This is a genomic window from Butyrivibrio sp. MB2005, from assembly GCF_000424285.1.
Taxonomy (GTDB): domain Bacteria; phylum Bacillota; class Clostridia; order Lachnospirales; family Lachnospiraceae; genus Butyrivibrio.
Window position 1 is genome coordinate 108,066 of record NZ_AUJP01000011.1, and the last position, 18,256, is coordinate 126,321.

The 18,256-nt window shown below is 41.1% G+C and carries 13 protein-coding genes; 12 read left to right on the top strand and 1 reads right to left on the bottom strand.

The window, feature by feature from the left end:
* The first annotated feature begins 4 nt into the window (after positions 1-4).
* Complete coding sequence (locus G610_RS0107220) at positions 5-673, top strand: DUF4956 domain-containing protein (RefSeq protein ID WP_026524251.1); 669 nt, start codon at positions 5-7, stop codon at positions 671-673.
* 62 nt (positions 674-735) lie between these two features.
* Here G610_RS0107220 and G610_RS0107225 read toward each other — a convergent pair whose 3' ends face one another.
* The gene (locus tag G610_RS0107225; RefSeq protein ID WP_026524252.1) at positions 736-1,941 is read right to left on the bottom strand and encodes a hypothetical protein; all 1,206 of its coding nucleotides are present in this window, start codon (positions 1,939-1,941) and stop codon (positions 736-738) included.
* A 323-nt stretch (positions 1,942-2,264) separates the two neighbouring features.
* Here G610_RS0107225 and glgX point away from each other — a divergent pair, with 323 nt between their 5' ends.
* From glgX to hemZ, 11 genes are all read left to right on the top strand, one after another.
* Entirely contained in the window at positions 2,265-4,373 is a 2,109-nt protein-coding gene (glgX, locus tag G610_RS20140) for a glycogen debranching protein GlgX (RefSeq protein ID WP_035797212.1), read from the top strand.
* Positions 4,363-5,106 (top strand): hypothetical protein, encoded by a 744-nt coding sequence (locus G610_RS0107235; RefSeq protein WP_026524253.1) that lies wholly within the window; start codon positions 4,363-4,365, stop codon positions 5,104-5,106. Before glgX ends, G610_RS0107235 begins: the two co-directional genes overlap by 11 nt.
* 1 nt (position 5,107) lies before the next feature.
* A complete protein-coding gene (locus tag G610_RS0107240) occupies positions 5,108-5,785 on the top strand; it encodes a response regulator transcription factor (RefSeq protein WP_026524254.1) in 678 nt (225 codons plus the stop codon).
* Between the two features lie 55 nt (positions 5,786-5,840).
* On the top strand, positions 5,841-8,915 hold the full coding sequence (locus G610_RS22075; protein WP_051197808.1) for an ATP-binding protein: 3,075 nt from the start codon (positions 5,841-5,843) through the stop codon (positions 8,913-8,915).
* Between the two features lie 24 nt (positions 8,916-8,939).
* Positions 8,940-9,704: a response regulator gene (locus G610_RS0107250; RefSeq protein ID WP_026524255.1), complete on the top strand. Its 765-nt coding sequence runs from the start codon at positions 8,940-8,942 to the stop codon at positions 9,702-9,704.
* Positions 9,705-9,801: 97 nt separating this feature from the next.
* On the top strand, positions 9,802-11,316 hold the full coding sequence (locus G610_RS0107255; protein ID WP_026524256.1) for a sensor histidine kinase: 1,515 nt from the start codon (positions 9,802-9,804) through the stop codon (positions 11,314-11,316).
* A 30-nt stretch (positions 11,317-11,346) separates the two neighbouring features.
* Positions 11,347-12,453, top strand: a complete 1,107-nt coding sequence (locus G610_RS0107260) for a hypothetical protein (RefSeq protein ID WP_026524257.1) — start codon at positions 11,347-11,349, stop codon at positions 12,451-12,453.
* 148 nt (positions 12,454-12,601) lie between these two features.
* Entirely contained in the window at positions 12,602-13,126 is a 525-nt protein-coding gene (locus G610_RS0107265; protein ID WP_026524258.1) for an adenine phosphoribosyltransferase, read from the top strand.
* Between the two features lie 74 nt (positions 13,127-13,200).
* Positions 13,201-15,480 (top strand): RelA/SpoT family protein, encoded by a 2,280-nt coding sequence (locus G610_RS0107270; protein WP_026524259.1) that lies wholly within the window; start codon positions 13,201-13,203, stop codon positions 15,478-15,480.
* 110 nt (positions 15,481-15,590) lie between these two features.
* Entirely contained in the window at positions 15,591-16,271 is a 681-nt protein-coding gene (locus G610_RS0107275; protein WP_051197810.1) for an MBL fold metallo-hydrolase, read from the top strand.
* Positions 16,272-16,728: 457 nt separating this feature from the next.
* Positions 16,729-18,240 carry a coproporphyrinogen dehydrogenase HemZ gene (gene hemZ / locus G610_RS0107280; protein WP_026524261.1) on the top strand — a complete coding sequence of 504 codons (1,512 nt, stop codon included), beginning with the start codon at positions 16,729-16,731 and terminating at the stop codon, positions 18,238-18,240.
* The last annotated feature ends 16 nt before the right edge of the window (positions 18,241-18,256 follow it).

Below are 18,256 nucleotides of genomic sequence, written 5' to 3' on the forward strand. Positions count from 1 at the left end.
TTTCATGGAAAATATTTTTAAGAGATCGTTTTTGGAAGGGTATGCAAGTGCTAATATTTCAATAAAGACAGTACTGGTAGCATTGGCGGTGACGCTTCTTATCAGTTTATATATCTTTTTGGTATACAGACTTGTTACCAGAAAGACTTTTTATTCAAAGAGTTTTAATTTGTCACTTGTGTGCACGGCGCTTATTACGGCAGCAATTATAGTTACCATTCAGTCTTCGATAGTTGTATCTCTTGGTATGGTCGGTGCTCTTTCTATCGTAAGATTCAGGACGGCTATCAAGGATCCAATGGATTTGGCTTTCCTTTTCTGGTCCATATCGGTGGGTATAATCTGTGGTGCCGGTTATGCAGCATTTGCAATCATTCTTTCTATTACAATTACTGTAGCAATAGTTGTGCTTGATAATATTCCGGTGGCAAAAGCCTCTATGATATTGGTGGTAAATTGCAATGATATTGATTCAGAAGATAAGATTCTTGAATGTGTTAGGGAAACTGTTAAACACTTCTCTGTAAAATCTAGAAACATGACATCATCTACATTGGATATTACATTGGAACTTAGAACAAGTGAAGGTGGCAAGCTGGTAAGAAATCTTATGGATATCGAAGGTGTACAATCAGCTAATCTGCTTCAGCATGATGGCGAGGTTACATACTAAATAGATATAGATAAAAATTGGGCTATATTCACAATGGACATAGCCCTGAATTTTGTATGCGATTATTTAATGATTGCATCCTTGTTTGACTGGCGGCGAATCTTGTTGATAACCTTTGTCTTATTCTTTCCTTTAACGCCCTGTAACTTGATGGTTACTTTCTTTGTCTTTACTTTGAACGCGTTCTTTCCAACTGAGAGAGAACCATTGCTGGATGTTTTGATTGTGATTTTCTTATACTTGGCACCCTTTAATGCGCGCTTTCCGATGTTCTTGATGCTCTTTCCGATGATGAGCTCTTTTCCACTTGCATTCTTAAGTGCATCGTCTGTGATAGCTGTAACTGTGTAAGTTTTTCCGCTCTGGCTTACAATCTTGTCGAGGATCTTAACGCATCTTGCGTGCTTGTCAGCTGTTGTACCTGTATAAGTTGCTTCGTCATTGCTGCTTACTACATATCCTGTAGGAGCGCCACTAAGGTCGATTATTACTGATCCGATTTCCTCTGCCTTAGGTGCCTGATCTTCTTCTGCGGAAGTGTCGGAACCATTAGATGTTTCGTCGTTAGTTACTTCATCATCCTTTGCTGAATTCTTTGTGATTGCATTAGCATCATTTGAGTTATCATCTGCTGCTTCGTTATTTGTTTCCTGCTCGTCGTTATCGTCTGAGTTAATATCATTTGAGATATTGTTGTCTGTGTTATCATCGTTGTTTACAACTTCGTCGTTATTAGTTGCGTTATCGTTGTTACTTACTGTATCATCATTATTTGTGATGTCTTCGTCGTCAGATGTTTCGTTTGTATTTGAATCGTTGTTATCGTTTGTGTTTGAATCGTTGTTTTCTTCGTTGTTTGAATTGGAAGTTTCTTCAGAATTTGAATCGGAAGGTTCTTCAGTATCATTAGAATTTGTATCTGTTATTTCATCGTCCTGGCTATCAGAGTATAAATCTCTTGTTTCGATGCTTTCCATAACCCAGTCGCCATCTAAAACAAGTTCTTCACCAACTCTTATTGTGACTTCTTCATCACCAAGGACTACAATAAGATCTGTGTTCCAGGAGCTGTTTTTGATTGTGACACCATTTTTTAATGTATCACCTGAAAGGAGGGAAGTATCAAAAACGGGATTTTCTTTACCGACAAGTTCTATGCATCCATCAGAGATTGTAGCTGCTTTTGCTGCGAAAGCATTACCACTCATAAGAAGTGCGGAAATTGTAAATGATATTGCTGTATATAATAAACTTTTTCTTGAAATCATATTTCAGTACCTCTATATCAATTATGTAATTAAATATTATCATCAAAACTTTGGAGATTCCATATTAATAAAATAAAAAATCATAAATTAAATATAAAATGCCATTTTTATTTCAAAATATTATTACAATGTGGAAAATTTGTTTATCGCAATAAAATAACCATTTTTACGTTCACTGTAGTATAATGACTATATATGTTTTGTACTGGGTAGGAGTAACTGACTTAAAGCATAAGAAAACGCTATTATAATACGGAGCACTTATGGCTGAGTTTAATAAGAAAACAAAAATAAATGCAGTACCGGGATTATGGCATGCTGACATGCGAAGATCTGAAGAGAACAGACAGCTCCTTGCTGTTGATATTATAAATGGTTTTCGTGTGCGCCCCGGTTTATATGGTATGAATGGCGCTACAGTTCTTCCTGATGGCGTCAATTTCACTGTTTATTCTAATGGAGCTACTAAGGTTACTTTGCTTTTATTTCACAGGGGTGAAGACAGACCTTATGCTTCTATAACTTTCCCTGAGGAATACAGAATAGGAAAAGTTAGATCAATGATCGTATTCGGTCTTGAGATTGAGAATCTTGAGTATGGATATCGTGTTGATGGTCCCTGGGATGAGAGAAAGGGCCTCCTTTTTGACTACAACCATGTCCTTTTGGATCCATATGCCAAAGCGGTTGTCGGTCAAAGAATCTGGGGGCAGGCTACCAAATTCGAAGGGGCATATCATGCCCGTGTTGTAAAAAATGATTTTGATTGGGGAGAGGCGTCCTGGCTTAAGACACCCATGAGCGATTCCATAATATATGAGATGCATGTTCGAGGCTTTACCAAGGATGAATCTTCAGGGGTAAAGTGCCGCGGAACCTTTGCAGGCGTAATGGAGAAGGTTGATTATCTCAAGAGGCTAGGGGTAACAGCCGTTGAGCTTATGCCTATCTTTGAATTTGATGAGACCAGGGATATGAGAACTGTAAATGGCAGAACAGTCCTCGATTACTGGGGATACAATACCGTTAGCTTCTTTGCGCCAAACACCAGCTATGCCTATAACACAGAATATAATAAAGAGGGATTCGAGCTTAAGGAGATGATAAAGCTCCTTAAGGAGAACGGAATAGAAGTTATTCTGGACGTTGTATTTAACCATACTGCTGAAGGTAATGAGAATGGTCCTTTCATTTCCTTTAAGGGCTTTGATAATAATATTTATTATATGCTGACTCCCGACGGGGATTACTATAACTTCAGCGGATGCGGCAATACTCTTAATTGTAATCATCCCATCGTTCAGCAGATGATAGTAGATTGTCTTCACTACTGGGTAGAGGAATATAAAATTGATGGTTTCAGATTCGATCTTGCGAGTATTCTTGGAAGAGATATTAACGGTGCACCTATGGAGCAGCCACCGCTTCTTCACAGGCTTGCTTTTGACCCGCTCCTTGGCGATGTAAAGCTTATTGCGGAAGCCTGGGATGCTGGCGGAATGTATCAGGTAGGCTCATTCCCTTCCTGGGGCAGATGGGCAGAATGGAACGGCAAATACAGAGACAGTATTAGATCCTTCCTTAAGGGTGATTACTGGGCAGCTCCTGATGCGGTAAGACGTATTACAGGTTCCATGGATATGTATGGCAATAACTATGCCGGCTATGATTCATCAATCAACTTCATTACCTGTCACGACGGCTTTAGCCTCTATGATATGTTTGCATACAATGAAAAACACAATGAAGCCAATGGATGGAACAACACAGACGGTGCCAATGATAACAGAAGCTGGAACTGCGGAGCAGAGGGTGAGACTGATAATGTGGAAGTTAATAACCTCAGATTTAAGATGATGAGAAATGCCATTTCTGTTCTTATGTGCAGCCGCGGTACGCCCATGATCCTTCAGGGCGATGAGTTTGCCAATACTCAGTACGGAAATAACAATGCCTATTGTCAGGATAATGAGATATCCTGGCTTAATTGGGAACTTCATACCAAGAACAAGGCGTTCTTTGATTTTTACAGAGATATGATACAGTTCAGGAGAAAACATCCTGCGATCAGAAAAGATCTCAAGCCGGCTGTCAGCGGACTTCCGCATATCTCTGTTTTTACAGACAATCCTTTTAATACAGATATAAATGACAATACAAAGATTATCACAGTCATGTATGCGGGATTTGTAAGGAAAAAGGGACATGACGATATCGTGATCATGTCAGTGAATTCCTTCTGGGAGGATATACAGATCACACTTCCCACACCGCCCGATGGTGCATATTGGACACTTGTAGTTGATACAGCAGCAGAGGACGGACATTATTTCTATAACAGGCCTAAGCCCTTATCGGTTCCTAACTGGAGAATGAAGGCCAGAAGCGTCAGCGTATTTATCGCGGCTTATGGAGTAGAGTATGGCAGATGATGCTTTAGTAAAACTGGAAAATATAGAAAATCAGGGTGAACCTGTGGCGGATAACGCTGAGAGTCCTTCTGAGGCAACGAACGGTTCTGCAGAAACTGCGAAGGAATCAGAAGAGAATAAGCCTGCTAACAACAGACCAACCGACGAAGAACTGACCGTGGAGGGCTATATCTTTTTATCAGTCCAGGACGCTGAAAAGGCAAAGCTGGATAAAAAGAAGATAGGCATACTTAAACAGAAGGTGACCTCTGCAAAGGTTTCTGATATGGAGGCTGTCTATGAGAAGGCTATTTCCAACAAGATTTTCGCAACGCCCGTTGGCTGGGAGTACCTTGCAAAGCTTCGTGAAAAGTTAATTGCGGCAGGAGTTTCAGATGATGATCTTACGCCTATTCCCATAGAAGTTAAGATTACCAATGTGCAGCTTCCTGATGAATATCATCCGGAGCGATATTTTACTCCGCCCAAAAAGAAGCCACCAATGGACAAAAAGTTTGCCATGGCTCTTTTGATTGCTATGAATATAGTTCTTGTGGCGCTGGTTGTGACCATGTTTGTGATTGCAGCCATGTCAGAGACTGATAATATCATCAATTATAAGCAGAATGTTACCAACAGATTTGCTGAATGGGAGGAGTCTTTAAAGGAAAGAGAGAAGGCAGTCAGAATTAAAGAGAGGGATCTGAATATACAGGACGATACAGAATATGGATCCGAAATAGATGGAGAATAAAATGGATAAATTAAAGATATTGGTTGTAGATGATGAAGCCAGAATGAGAAAGCTTGTTAAGGACTTTCTTGTTAAAAGCAATTTCGATGTAATTGAGGCAGAGGATGGCCAGAGGGCTCTTGATATATTTTTTGAGGATCAGAATGGCATAGCTCTTATTATCCTTGATGTAATGATGCCTAAAATGGATGGATGGCAGGTTTGCCGCGAGGTAAGGGCATATTCCAAGGTGCCGATCATCATGCTTACCGCCAGAACTGAAGAGAGGGATGAGCTTCAGGGATTTGAGCTTGGTGTAGATGAGTATATCGCTAAGCCCTTCAGTCCCAAGATCCTTGTTGCCAGAGTTGATGCGATTCTTAGAAGAACCACGCAGGTTACCAGTGAGGACATCATTGAGGCAGGCGGAATTGTTATAAATAAGGCAGCACACAGCGTTCAGATCGATGGAAAAGAGATAGAGCTCAGCTTCAAGGAATTTGAGCTTCTCACATATTTTATCGAGAACAAAGGTATCGCATTATCAAGAGAAAAAATACTTAATAACGTATGGAATTATGATTACTTTGGGGATGCAAGAACTATTGATACCCATGTGAAAAAGCTTCGCGGAAAAATGGGAGAAAAGGGCGATCTCATAAAGACTATCTGGGGTATGGGGTATAAATTCGAAGTGTGATAGAAGTAAATAACTATGTTTTATTATTGAAGGTACTGCTTCCCGGTGAGGTATTATGGAGAAAAATACGAAGAAACTGCGAGTTATTTGCAATGTCTTATCAGTTTTAGTATGGGCAGGACTGACAACTCTGTGTGTTCAGGCCTCTGTTAATTCTGAATCCTTCATGTTTTCAAGGGACGGGAATATTTATCTGACATTTTCTCTTTTTCCGTACGTTATGGTAGGGGCATTGTACGGATATTTTATTGGTATGATTTCCTTTGTCATGTCATTTGTCACGACTCTTGTGTTGTCACCAACCGGAGCCTACAATATGGCAATTTATCTGGTGGCGACCTTATGCTTTGCGCTTTTTGCCCAGTACGGTTTCTTTGCTAAAGTAAAAAAGACCATTGTGGCGGCATTATGCACTTTGTGCGCCACTTCACTTGCTGAGTTTGCGTGTCTTTCTGTAATAAAGACTAACGAGTATAATTTTGAAAACATCGGTAATATAATTGATTATTTCACACGAGATATGGTGACAATTCTGTTTGTCGCTGTCTTTTGTTATTTTCTTTTTGGAAAACTCCCTGATATATTTAAGATCATATTTCCTATAGGCGTTTCTTATACCACGGCCTTTAAGGAAAATAAGGAACTTCAGAAAAATCTTAGGAAAACCAGACTGAGTGTAAAGATATCCACTATTGTGATAGCGGTAGAGCTTGTTCTTGGTCTGGCGGTTGCTGTTTATATGATGGTTTTGTTCCCGGATCTTAAAGATATGTTCGTTGGAGGAATGAAGAGGAATGAAGCAATTGAGCAGTCACTTCTGGACGATGAAGCTTCAGAAGAAACCGGTACCGGCACAGATATAAATGATGTCGAAACAGGTGATGATGCTGAATCAAATGATAATGAAGGAAAAGGCACATTAGTCTATCAGAGAGAAAAGCTCCTGTCTGAAATTCAGGATATGGACTATACCTTTGATTATGTGGCTCTTGGTTTTGATATAAAGATGATTCTTCTTATGCTCTGCGTCGGGGTACCTATGGCGGCCTTTGCCAATTTTTTCACTAAGGTAACTATTGGTGGACCTATTGGAAACATGTCGGATTTTTTGCTTGAATATGCCAATGCAGATGATGACATGAAGCTGGAAGTTGGACATAAGGTTGACAAGATAATCGTAGGTTCAAGGGATGAGATAAAGATTCTGCATGAATCCATGAAGACTACCGTGCACTCTGTTGAAGATTATATCGGCAGAATCAAGGAGGAGCAGGAGCTTGAGAAGGAACTTGAAGTTGCTCAAAAGGCCAGTGAAGCAAAATCTTCTTTCCTATCAAACATGTCACATGAGATAAGAACTCCTATAAATGCAGTTCTTGGAATGAATGAGATGATTCTTAGAGAAGCCTCGGATGATCAGATCTTAGAATATGCAAGCAATGTGAAAAGTGCAGGCAATTCGCTTCTGGGTATAGTCAATGACATCCTTGATTTTTCCAAAATAGAAGCTGGAAAAATGGATATACTTCCTGTGCAGTATCATCTGGGATCAACCATAAATGACCTGATAAATATGGTGGATGTAAAGGCTAAGGATAAGGGCCTTAAGCTTGAGCTGAATATTGATGAGACGCTCCCTACGCAGCTAATTGGTGATGAGATACGAATTAAGCAGTGCGTTACTAACATCCTTTCAAATGCTGTTAAGTACACGGAAGAAGGAACCGTGACGTTGGAAGTTGGCTATAGAAAAGTAGATGATATCAATATTATGCTGGGCTTTAGAGTAAAGGACACCGGCATCGGCATTAAGGAAGAAGATATAAACAAGCTTTATTCACCTTTTGAGAGGATAGAGGAGACCAGAAACAGATCCATAGAGGGCACAGGACTTGGTATGAGTATTGTCAAAAAGCTCCTTGCACTTATGGATTCAAGACTTGAGGTAAAGAGCGTATATGGAGAAGGTTCTGATTTTTCATTCGAGGTAAAACAGGAGGTTGTATCCTGGGAAGAAATTGGCGATTTTAAAAAGAAGTATAAAGAGTATCTTCAGAGCCTTGAAAAATATCATGAAAGATTCAAGGCACCTGATGGAGCAATTTTAGTTGTGGATGATACGCCCATGAATCTTACTGTAGTTAAGGGATTGTTAAAGGCTACACTGATTCAGATTGATACGGCAGAGAGTGGACCTGAAACTTTAGAAAAAGTAAAGGTAAGAAAATATGATGCCATTTTTATAGACCACAGAATGCCCGGCATGGATGGAATAGAAACTCTTGCCGCCATGAAGGAGCTGGACCAAAATCAAAACCTTGGTGTTCCGTGTATAGCACTAACAGCCAATGCGGGAGAAGGCGCAAAGGAAGAATATCTGAAGGCAGGATTTGATGATTATTTATCAAAACCGGTGGACGGCATAATTTTAGAAGAAATGCTTGAGCATTATCTACCGGAGGAGAAAGTTCTTCATCCGGGTGATGAGGGTTTTGATGCCATTCCGGATGAAGCGTCAGTCAAGACAGGAGAAGAAAATAAAGAAGAGGAAGATCAGTGCGAAAACCTGTACAATAAACTTGAGGGCGTTGATTATGAGCAGGCAATTAAAAACTGTGGAAGTCTTGATATCCTTACAGATGTGATCCATGAGTTTTACCTGGCTATCGATTCGAAAGCATCGGACATTGAAAACTTTGCAGAATCAAAGGATTATAGGAACTTCACTGTAGCAGTACATGCTCTTAAAAGCTCAGCAAGACTGATCGGGGCTATGGGTTTGTCAGAAAAAGCGGCATACCTCGAACAATGCGGCAATGATGAAAATCAGTCAGAGATAGAGAATAAGAGCGGAGAATTACTGGTTCTATACAGGAGCTATAAGGATAAACTTGCGCCTGCAGTGCAGACTGATGAAAATAAGGATCTTCCCGAGATTCCGGAAGAAGAACTGGGAAATGCCTTTTCTGATATGAAAGAGCTTTTGGAAGCTTATGATTTTGATACAGCAGATGGCATAATGAAGATGCTTGAAGGCTACAGTATACCTGCTTCTTTGCAGGATAAATTTGGTAAAGTGAAGCAGCTGATGGCTGCTGTAGACAGGGATGCACTATTGGAGATTCTCTGAGTTTACTAAATATGAGGGCAGAATATGGAAAAAAGAGTATTACTTATTGGTAGTGAAAAAAGCTTCATGGTTACTTCTATAGCGAATGAGCTAAAGGAGTGCGGTTTTGAAGTAATAAGAGCTATTCCCGATGTCACGCAGATAGAACGAATGGAAGATAAGCCTTCGGTGTATCTCATTTATATTGAAAATGTGGATGATATGCTTGAATTTTTCGTATATCTGAAGGATAAGACTGTAGAGGATGATATTTCAGTAAGCGTCATTGGCTCATCCGATGAGATAGAAAAAATATTGGCGAAGGTTTCAAGAGATCGTCTTGCTGCGGTTTTTGAGAGACCGGTTAATGTCAAAGAACTTGGCAGACAGATGATGTCAGTTGTCGAGCAGGAAGAAGTAAGACTTCAGAAAAAGAGGATCCTCGTAGTTGATGATGATGGCACAATGCTTAGGACTATAAAAAGCTGGCTCTCTGAGAAATATCAGGTTTTCATGGTGAATTCCGGAATGAATGCCATTACTTTTCTTGCTAAAAATAAGGTTGATCTGATACTTCTTGATTATGAAATGCCTGTTACAACGGGGCCCCAGGTTCTTGAAATGCTTAGGAGCGAAACTGCAACAAGCAGCATTCCAGTAATGTTTTTGACGGTCAAGGGCGATAAGGAAAGCGTTATGAATGTACTTGCACTAAAGCCTGAGAAGTATCTCTTAAAAACCATGCCTCCGGCTGAGCTTATTGCCAACATAGATGAGTTTTTTGAAAAGCAGAAGTATAAAAATTACTGATAAATAGTGAATTTATTGTGAAAAAACTGAAAAAGGGCTTATGTAAGTGGTAAGATTATACTAACAGAAAGTATAAGGAAAGCTATGTAATTCAGTTATGAGTAAAAACGCAAGTGAGAAGAAGGTACGCAGATCTCTGCGCCTTGAGTTTAGCATATTATTTATCCTTGTTATGGCAGGGATGATCTTTATGTGTCTTGTGATAAATAAGGCATTTTTGGAGAGGGTATATTTAAGCCATCAGCTTAGGGTTGTAAAACAGGCCTACAGTAACATTGATGATGCCTCTGATGACGGAAGCTTTACCACGGAAGAGTATGACATCGAGCTTCAGCAGATCTGCGACAGATACGGAATTGAGCTGATCATTCTGGATGCAGATTCTCAGATGATAAAATCATCTTCAAGCGATGCGGATTATATGGCTTCTGTTCTCTGGGAGAATCTCATTGGTGATACCATGAGAAGAAAGGTGCCATCACAAAGGGATATTTTGGAGAAAACCGATACCTATACGGTTCAGATTGAGATGGATAGCAGAACTAATTCCGAGTATCTTGAAATCTGGGGAGTCATAGATTCCGGATATATCGTAATGGTTAGATGTGCTTTGGCCGGAATCAGAGAGAGTATCGGAATTTTCAACAGATTCATGACCTTTGTGGGAATCTCTGCAATTATCATAGGTTCTGTGCTGCTCATCTATCTGACTAATAAAATTACAAGGCCCATACTGCAGCTTAGTGATATTTCCAGCGAAATGAAGGATCTCAATTTTGAGGCTAAATATCACTCCAAGGAAAAGAACAAAAACGAGCTGGATATTCTTGGAGATAATATAAATGAGCTTTCTGAGACCCTTGAAACTACAATAAAAGAGCTTAAGACTGCCAATAACGAACTAAAGCAGGACATAGCCCGCAAGGAAGAAATAGATGAGATGCGAAGAGAGTTTTTATCAAATGTATCTCACGAGCTTAAGACTCCTATTGCCCTTATACAGGGGTATGCGGAAGGCCTTGATGAAGGCGTTATAGATGATCCCGAGAGCATGAAGTTTTACTGTGATGTTATCAAGGATGAAGCCTCCAAGATGGATACCCTGGTAAAAAAGCTCCTCACACTTAATCAGCTGGAATTTGGAAATGATGTAGTGAAAATGGAGCGCTTTGATATAGTTCAGGTACTAAAGAATTATGTAAAATCTGCCGAAATATTAACGAAGCAGAAAAATGCCACTGTCAGAATGGCAGATTATACTCCGCTGTATGTCTGGGCAGATGCATTTAAGACTGAAGAAGTAATCATGAATTATTACAGTAATGCCCTCAATCACCTTGATGGAGAAGGCATTATCGAGATAAAGCTGGAGCAACTGGAAGGAAAGGTGAGAATATCTGTATTCAATACAGGAGAGCCTATTCCTGAAGACAGCATAGAACATATTTGGGAAAAGTTTTACAAGGTTGATAAGGCAAGAACCCGCGAATATGGCGGTAGCGGTGTTGGCCTTTCAATAGTCAAGGCGATCATGGAATCCATGCACCAGGAGTATGGTGTAAGGAATTATGATAACGGAGTGGAATTTTGGTTTGAACTTGAAACCGTTTAACTCATTTAGAACTATAACAGGGGGCAGTTTATGAGTAAAAAAGGTTTTATGAAAATAATAGCTGCGGGGTGCATAGCTTCACTGCTTCTTACAGGCTGCGGTTCTACTTTTCCCGAGATGACAGAGGAAGAGTATAACCAGACGGTACAGTATGCTGTTGGTCTTTTGATGAAGTACTCCAATAATGGTGTTGAGAGATTATCATCCATAAGCGCTTTGGAGATGCAGCACCAGATAGAAAAAGAGGAACGTGAAGCTGCCAAGGCGGAGAGAGATGCTCAGCTGGCCGAGAACATAGGTGATGGAACAGTAGAAGATGCAGGCGAAGGTGCAGAAGAACTCTCTGAAGATGAAGAACTGGTTGCTCAGGCAGATGATATTACAGAGCCTGAAACCGAAGACGGAGATGTGAAGGTTGATATATCATCTGAAGATGGTAGCGAAGACGATAATGTTGATGAGCTTTTGGATCAATATGAGGATCAGTTAAAAGAAGGCGTTGAAGGCGCTGAGAATTCAGACGAAGCGGATAGCGCCGATGCTTCCGATGAAGCAGATTCAAGCGAAGAAACTGATGCATCAGATAGTGCATCCACGGAAGAAAGTGTTCCTGATGCTTCTTTAGAGGATTTGGAATCTCTTGCGGATCAGCCCACTGAAGAAACACTTCCTACAGACGATTCCTCTGAGGGAGAATCTCTTACTACTGAGACCGATGAAACTGTTGATGGAATGAGGCAGGAGATATCCAAGGGTATTTTCCTTACATATTCAGGCTACAGTGTCGTAGGTTCTTACGCAGATGAGAATGATGTTTTCTCAATTACAGCCACAAAGGGAAATAAGCTTCTTGTCTTGAATTTTAAGCTTATAAATACCAGCGGAATGGATGTCACTGTGGATATGGTCAAGGCTAATCCTCATTTTCAGGTAATTCTCAACGGAACAAACGTGGGATATACCAATGTGACAATGCTTGATGATGACCTCAGCAGCTTTGCGGGAACCATTCCTGCAGGAGCTAAACAGAACATGGTTCTTATCAAACAGATGAATCAGGACAAGGTAAAAACTGTGGATACACTGGGGCTTATCGGTACTCTCGGAGGAGATACCATCACATTTAACCTTGAATAAGCCTGTATTTTTGAATGAGTTTCAAAAAGCGCCATTTTTGTGGCGCTTTTTTGGTTAATTGCGTAAAATTGTGTTATAATTATAAGGTTAATTGAAACACTACCATAAAACTATATCTATCAGTGTTTTTTAGAAGAGGTAATAAATAATGAAAACATTAGACGATTATGTAAGAACTATACCTGATTTCCCGGAACCGGGCATCATGTTCCGTGACATCACAACAGTGGTACAGGATCCTGACGGACTTCAGCTTGCTATAGATGAGATGCAGAATCTTGTAAAGGATGTTGATTTCGACGTTGTTGTAGGTGCAGAGTCCAGAGGTTTTATTTTTGGTACAGCTCTTGCTTACAACCTTAAGAAGGGCTTTGTAATGATCCGCAAAAAGGGTAAGCTTCCTTGCGAGACCATTTCTGAGGATTATGAGCTCGAGTATGGTACAGCTACACTTGAGATGCACAAGGATTCCATTAAGCCCGGTCAGAAGGTAATCATCGTTGATGACCTTATTGCAACAGGTGGTACTATTAAGGCTATGATCAAGATGATCGAGAGACTTGGCGGCGAGGTTGCAGGTGTTCTTGTGCTCATGGAGCTTAAGGGACTTAACGGCAGAGCAGCTCTTGGCGATTACAAGCTTTATTCTGCACTTGCTTACGAAGGAAAATAATTTTACCGGTTAGGATATCTGTTTTAGTACCGGCTTATTAACTTTTGAATTTTTACTTTAGGATGGTATGGAAGATGGGACAGACTGATTTCGATGATGGAAAAATAGAAGCGATAGATGAGTTCCAATCACCGGAAGCCCTCTATGAAGGGCTTATTAGTCGCGTCCGCAGATACCACCCATCCGATGATATTACGCTTATTGAGAAGGCTTATCAGGCAGCGTACGAAGCTCACAAGGAGCAGAGACGCAAGTCGGGTGAGCCTTATATTATTCACCCGCTTTGCGTTTCCATTATTCTTGCAGACCTCGAGCTTGATAAGGAAACAATTGCTGCAGGCCTCCTTCATGATGTGGTGGAGGATACCATCTATACCAAGGAGCAGGTGGAGGAGCAGTTTGGCGCCGATGTTGCACTTCTTGTTGATGGTGTTACCAAGCTGCAGTTCCTTGAGCTGTCAGGAGATTATGTAAATAAGACTCCGGATCAGATGGAGATGCAGGCACAGAATCTCAGGAAGATGTTCCTTGCAATGGCAAAGGATATCAGGGTTATTCTGATTAAGCTTGCCGACAGACTCCACAATATGCGTACGCTTAAGCACATGCCTCCTGAGAAGCAGCAGAGAATTGCTCAGGAGACTCTTGATATTTATTCGCCCATCGCAGGACGACTTGGTATCAGCAAGATTAAGATCGAGCTGGATGACCTTTCTCTTAAATATCTTGAGCCGGACATTTACTATGATCTGGTTAAAAGAGTTGCTCAGCGCAAGATTGAGCGCGAGAGATATGTTGAGGAGATCTGTAAGGAAGTCAGAAGCCACATAGATGCTGCAGGCATCAAGGGCGAAGTAAACGGAAGAGTTAAGCACTTTTTCAGTATTTACAAGAAGATGCATAATCAGGGTAAGACCTTAGAGCAGATCTATGATCTTTTCGCTGTCAGAATAATAGTAGATTCCGTAAAGGACTGCTATGCAGCACTTGGTGTTATTCATGAGATGTATAAGCCTATTCCCGGAAGGTTTAAGGATTATATAGCAATGCCAAAGCCCAATATGTATCAGTCGCTTCATACGACACTTATTGGTACTTCCGGACAGCCTTTTGAGATTCAGATCAGAACCTATGACATGCATCGTGCTGCTGAATACGGTATCGCAGCTCATTGGAAGTATAAGGAAGCATCCGATGGTAAGCATGCAGAAGGACAGGAAGAAGAGAAGCTCACATGGCTCAGACAGATTCTTGAATGGCAACAGGATATGTCAGACAACCAGGAATTCATGAATCTTCTTAAGAGCGATCTTAACCTGTTTTCAGAGGATGTATATTGCTTTACTCCCAACGGTGAAGTTAAGAATCTCCCGGCAGGATCGACTCCAATTGATTTTGCCTATTCAATTCACAGCGCTGTAGGTAACAAGATGATCGGCGCTAAGGTAAACGGCAAGCTTGTGCCTATCGATTACAGAATTCAGAACGGTGACAGAATTGAGATTCTTACCAGCCAGAATTCCAAAGGACCAAGCCGCGACTGGCTCAGTATTGTTGGCAGTACGTCTACCAAGAATAAGATCAATCAGTGGTTTAGAAATGAGTTCAAGGAAGAGAACATCAACAAAGGTAAGGAACTTCTTCTTGAACACTGCAGAGCAAAGGGTATCGATCTTTACAGCATAATGAAGAACGAGTACCAGGAGCTTATAGTCAGGAAATACGGCTTCCACAGCTGGGATGCTGTTCTTGCTGCTGTAGGTCACGGCGGATTAAAAGAAGGACAGGTTGTTAACAAGCTCTTAGAGCTTTATGAGAAAGACAACAAGAAGAACATGACCGATGAGGAGGTTCTTGCTGCTGTCGCAGAGAGCAGTGTAACTCCCAGGGTTTCAAGCAGTGGAAATGCCATTATCGTTAAAGGCATCCATGACGTTGCGGTTCGTTTTTCAAAGTGCTGCAATCCTGTTCCCGGCGATCCGATTGTTGGATTTGTTACGAGAGGACGCGGCGTATCAATTCACAGAAGAGACTGCGTGAATGTTGCAGCCATGCAGAAGGAAGACCGCACAAGGCTTATTGAAGCCAGATGGGAAGCCCGTGCTCCGGGAGAAAAATATGTTGCGACAATCAACATATTTGCCAATAACAGATCAGGTCTTCTGGCTGATGTTTCAAGGGCTCTTACTGAGAAGAATGTGGATATTATTTCTATGAATACCCGCACCAGTAAGCAGGGACTTGCAACCATGGAAACAGCATTCCAGGTAGCAAGCAGAGAAGAGCTTCTTGAGATTGTTGATAAGATCAGAAATATCGAAAGTGTTATCGACATAGAGAGAACCACCGGTTGATGCTTTTGATGTTGCTGGTACATTACACTTGATAATAAGATATAGCTTCGGAATTGCAGTAAGATTTTGCTGCGGTTCCGAAGAGTTATATGTTACTACGAGGAATTCAAATGAATAATAAAGAGATAGGAAAAGCGGCAGTTGGTTCGATGCTCCTTGGTATGGTGCAGACTAACTGCTATTTTGTTTATAAAGAGGATGGCAGAGAGCACAAGCCGGGAGTAAAATATGACGATCCTACTCCTGTGGTGTTTTTTGATCCTGCGGATTATGGCGATAAAATCTACGAAGCTTTGACAGACAGAGGCTTTAAGGTGGACGCCATCTATCTTACTCATGCGCACTTTGACCATATAGGCGGAGTGAAGGAGCTGGCTGAGCTTTCCGGTGCCAAGGTTTATGCATACGAGAAGGAAAAGAGGCTCTGTGAGGATACCGAGTACAATTTATCTGCAGCCTATGGCATGAATCTTACTGTTAAGCCGGATGAGTTTCTGAGGGATGGGGCTCTTTGCGAAGCAGCGGGGCTACAGTTCAAGCTCATAGCAACTCCCGGACATACAGAAGGAAGCTGCTGTTTTTATTTTGAGGATGACAAGATTCTTATAAGTGGTGATACGCTTTTTGAGGGCTCAGTTGGAAGAACTGACTTCCCGGGAGGCTCCATGAGTACCCTGGTGAGATCCTGCCACGAAAAACTTTTCACTTTGCCGGATGATGTTGTAGTTTATCCGGGGCACGGCGGTTTTACTACCATCGGTGACGAGAAAATGTACAACTCGTTTTTATAACAGTTAACAGGAAGATCTCTAAGATTCCTGGTTAAACATCGCTCAGATTATTAGGTCTATTATGGATGAATTTTTTTGAGTGATAATAGAGTGAATTACAGCGGGAAAGAATTAAAAGAATCAAGCCGCTGTAATTTATTGAATGGAGTGAGCTTAAATTACTGCGGGAAAGAATAAAAGTATCAAGTCGCTGTAATTTATTGAATGGAATGAGTACAAATTACAGCGGAATAGATAAAAAAGTGTCAAGTCGCTGTAACAACTAAGTGGAGAATGCTGCGCAAGTGAAAAGAGAGCATCTTGTCGATGTAATAATGAGCGTGGAATGCTGCGGAAGATTAAAAAAACATCAAATCGATGCAATTTTAAAAGAAATATGAGCACTAATTGCTGCGAAAAGAACGAATAGTTCTCATTTCAATGTAATTCACAATCAATATGAATAAAGGTTAAGCAAATGATACTGGTAAATTTGAATAAAGATAAATTTAAATATGACATACATTCTTTAGTTAAGGCTTTTTATCCGGCAGAGGATGTGCAGGTTTTGACCACTGAGGAGCTTGAATCCAGAGAGAATACAGATGAAACTGATAATGCGCCTGATATAAGAATAGATTTACTTGAAGATGAGGGACATATCGATATTTCATTTCTTCAGGAAGATGGAAGCTATAAGTCTGAAAGCACAGAGTGTGACAGAGGAGATAATGCCGATGCTTCAGCATCAACCAACGGCACGGAAGCATCTCTTGCAACACCTAAGAATGCACTTAAGCAGCTCCTTTATAAGGGCTTATGTGAAAAGGCCGGAAGGTCGCTGCCCTGGGGCTCTCTTACTGGTATAAGACCCACAAGAATTCCCATGCAGATGATATATGAAAATAAGAGCGAGAAGGAAATCCGCGATTATATGCGCGGCACTTTTTTTGTATCGGATGAGAAGATGGACCTGGCTTATAACATAGCAGTCAGAGAGAAGAAGATTCTTGATAGCATAGACTTTGAAGATAATTACAGTCTGTACATCGGAATCCCTTTTTGTCCAACCACATGCCTTTATTGCTCATTTACATCCTATCCCATTGCAGCATGGAAAAAGACAGTGGACACCTATCTGTCATGTCTTGAAAAAGAGATTGATTATGTGGCTGAGGCTTTTGCAGGTAAAAAGCTCAACTCTGTCTATATTGGTGGCGGAACGCCCACAACTCTCGAGCCTGATGAGATGAGAAGGCTTATCGGATATCTTAGGGATAAGGTAGATCTGTCACATTGCAGCGAATTTACTGTGGAATCAGGAAGACCCGATTCTATTACTAGAGAAAAGCTGCGTGCCATGAAGGAGTGCGGAGTAGACAGAATATCCGTTAACCCTCAGACCATGAGTGATGATACTCTTAAGAGAATAGGCAGATGCCACAGCGTTGCTCAGTTCATAGATGCCTATAATATGGCAAGGGAAGAGGGCTTTGATAACATCAATATGGATATCATCCTTGGTCTTCCCGGCGAGACGGAAAGTGACGTACGCCATACCATGGAGGAAATCGGGAAGTTAAGACCGAATGATCTTACGGTTCACAGCCTTTCTGTAAAGCGTGGTTCAAAGCTTGCTGAACATATAAGGACTAACGGATATTTCCTTGAGGGAGATACCGGTGCCATGATGGATATAGCAAGAGAAGGTGCTGCCAAAATGGGACTTACTCCTTATTACATGTATCGCCAGAAGAACATCTCCGGTAACCTTGAAAATACCGGCTACGCTGAGGAAGGAAAGGCCGGAATCTACAATATTCTCATGATGGAAGAGGTTCAGTCCATAGTTGCCCTGGGAGCAGGCACGGTTACTAAGAGGGTTTACGGCGATGGCAGAATAGAGCGCTGTGATAATGTAAAGGACGTTAAGCTCTACATCGAGAAGATCGATGAGATGATTGACAGAAAGCGCAAGCTGTTCGGTTGAGCCTTAGGAAAAATCC

What these genes read in the sequence shown, in the direction of transcription:
- G610_RS0107220 (WP_026524251.1), top strand. Translation starts at nt 5, where the DNA reads ATGGAAAATATTTTTAAGAGATCGTTTTTGGAAGGGTATGCAAGTGCT.
- G610_RS0107225 (WP_026524252.1), bottom strand. Translation starts at nt 1,941, where the DNA reads ATGATTTCAAGAAAAAGTTTATTATATACAGCAATATCATTTACAATT.
- glgX (WP_035797212.1), top strand. Translation starts at nt 2,265, where the DNA reads ATGCGAAGATCTGAAGAGAACAGACAGCTCCTTGCTGTTGATATTATA.
- G610_RS0107235 (WP_026524253.1), top strand. Translation starts at nt 4,363, where the DNA reads ATGGCAGATGATGCTTTAGTAAAACTGGAAAATATAGAAAATCAGGGT.
- G610_RS0107240 (WP_026524254.1), top strand. Translation starts at nt 5,108, where the DNA reads ATGGATAAATTAAAGATATTGGTTGTAGATGATGAAGCCAGAATGAGA.
- G610_RS22075 (WP_051197808.1), top strand. Translation starts at nt 5,841, where the DNA reads ATGGAGAAAAATACGAAGAAACTGCGAGTTATTTGCAATGTCTTATCA.
- G610_RS0107250 (WP_026524255.1), top strand. Translation starts at nt 8,940, where the DNA reads ATGGAAAAAAGAGTATTACTTATTGGTAGTGAAAAAAGCTTCATGGTT.
- G610_RS0107255 (WP_026524256.1), top strand. Translation starts at nt 9,802, where the DNA reads ATGAGTAAAAACGCAAGTGAGAAGAAGGTACGCAGATCTCTGCGCCTT.
- G610_RS0107260 (WP_026524257.1), top strand. Translation starts at nt 11,347, where the DNA reads ATGAGTAAAAAAGGTTTTATGAAAATAATAGCTGCGGGGTGCATAGCT.
- G610_RS0107265 (WP_026524258.1), top strand. Translation starts at nt 12,602, where the DNA reads ATGAAAACATTAGACGATTATGTAAGAACTATACCTGATTTCCCGGAA.
- G610_RS0107270 (WP_026524259.1), top strand. Translation starts at nt 13,201, where the DNA reads ATGGGACAGACTGATTTCGATGATGGAAAAATAGAAGCGATAGATGAG.
- G610_RS0107275 (WP_051197810.1), top strand. Translation starts at nt 15,591, where the DNA reads ATGAATAATAAAGAGATAGGAAAAGCGGCAGTTGGTTCGATGCTCCTT.
- hemZ (WP_026524261.1), top strand. Translation starts at nt 16,729, where the DNA reads ATGATACTGGTAAATTTGAATAAAGATAAATTTAAATATGACATACAT.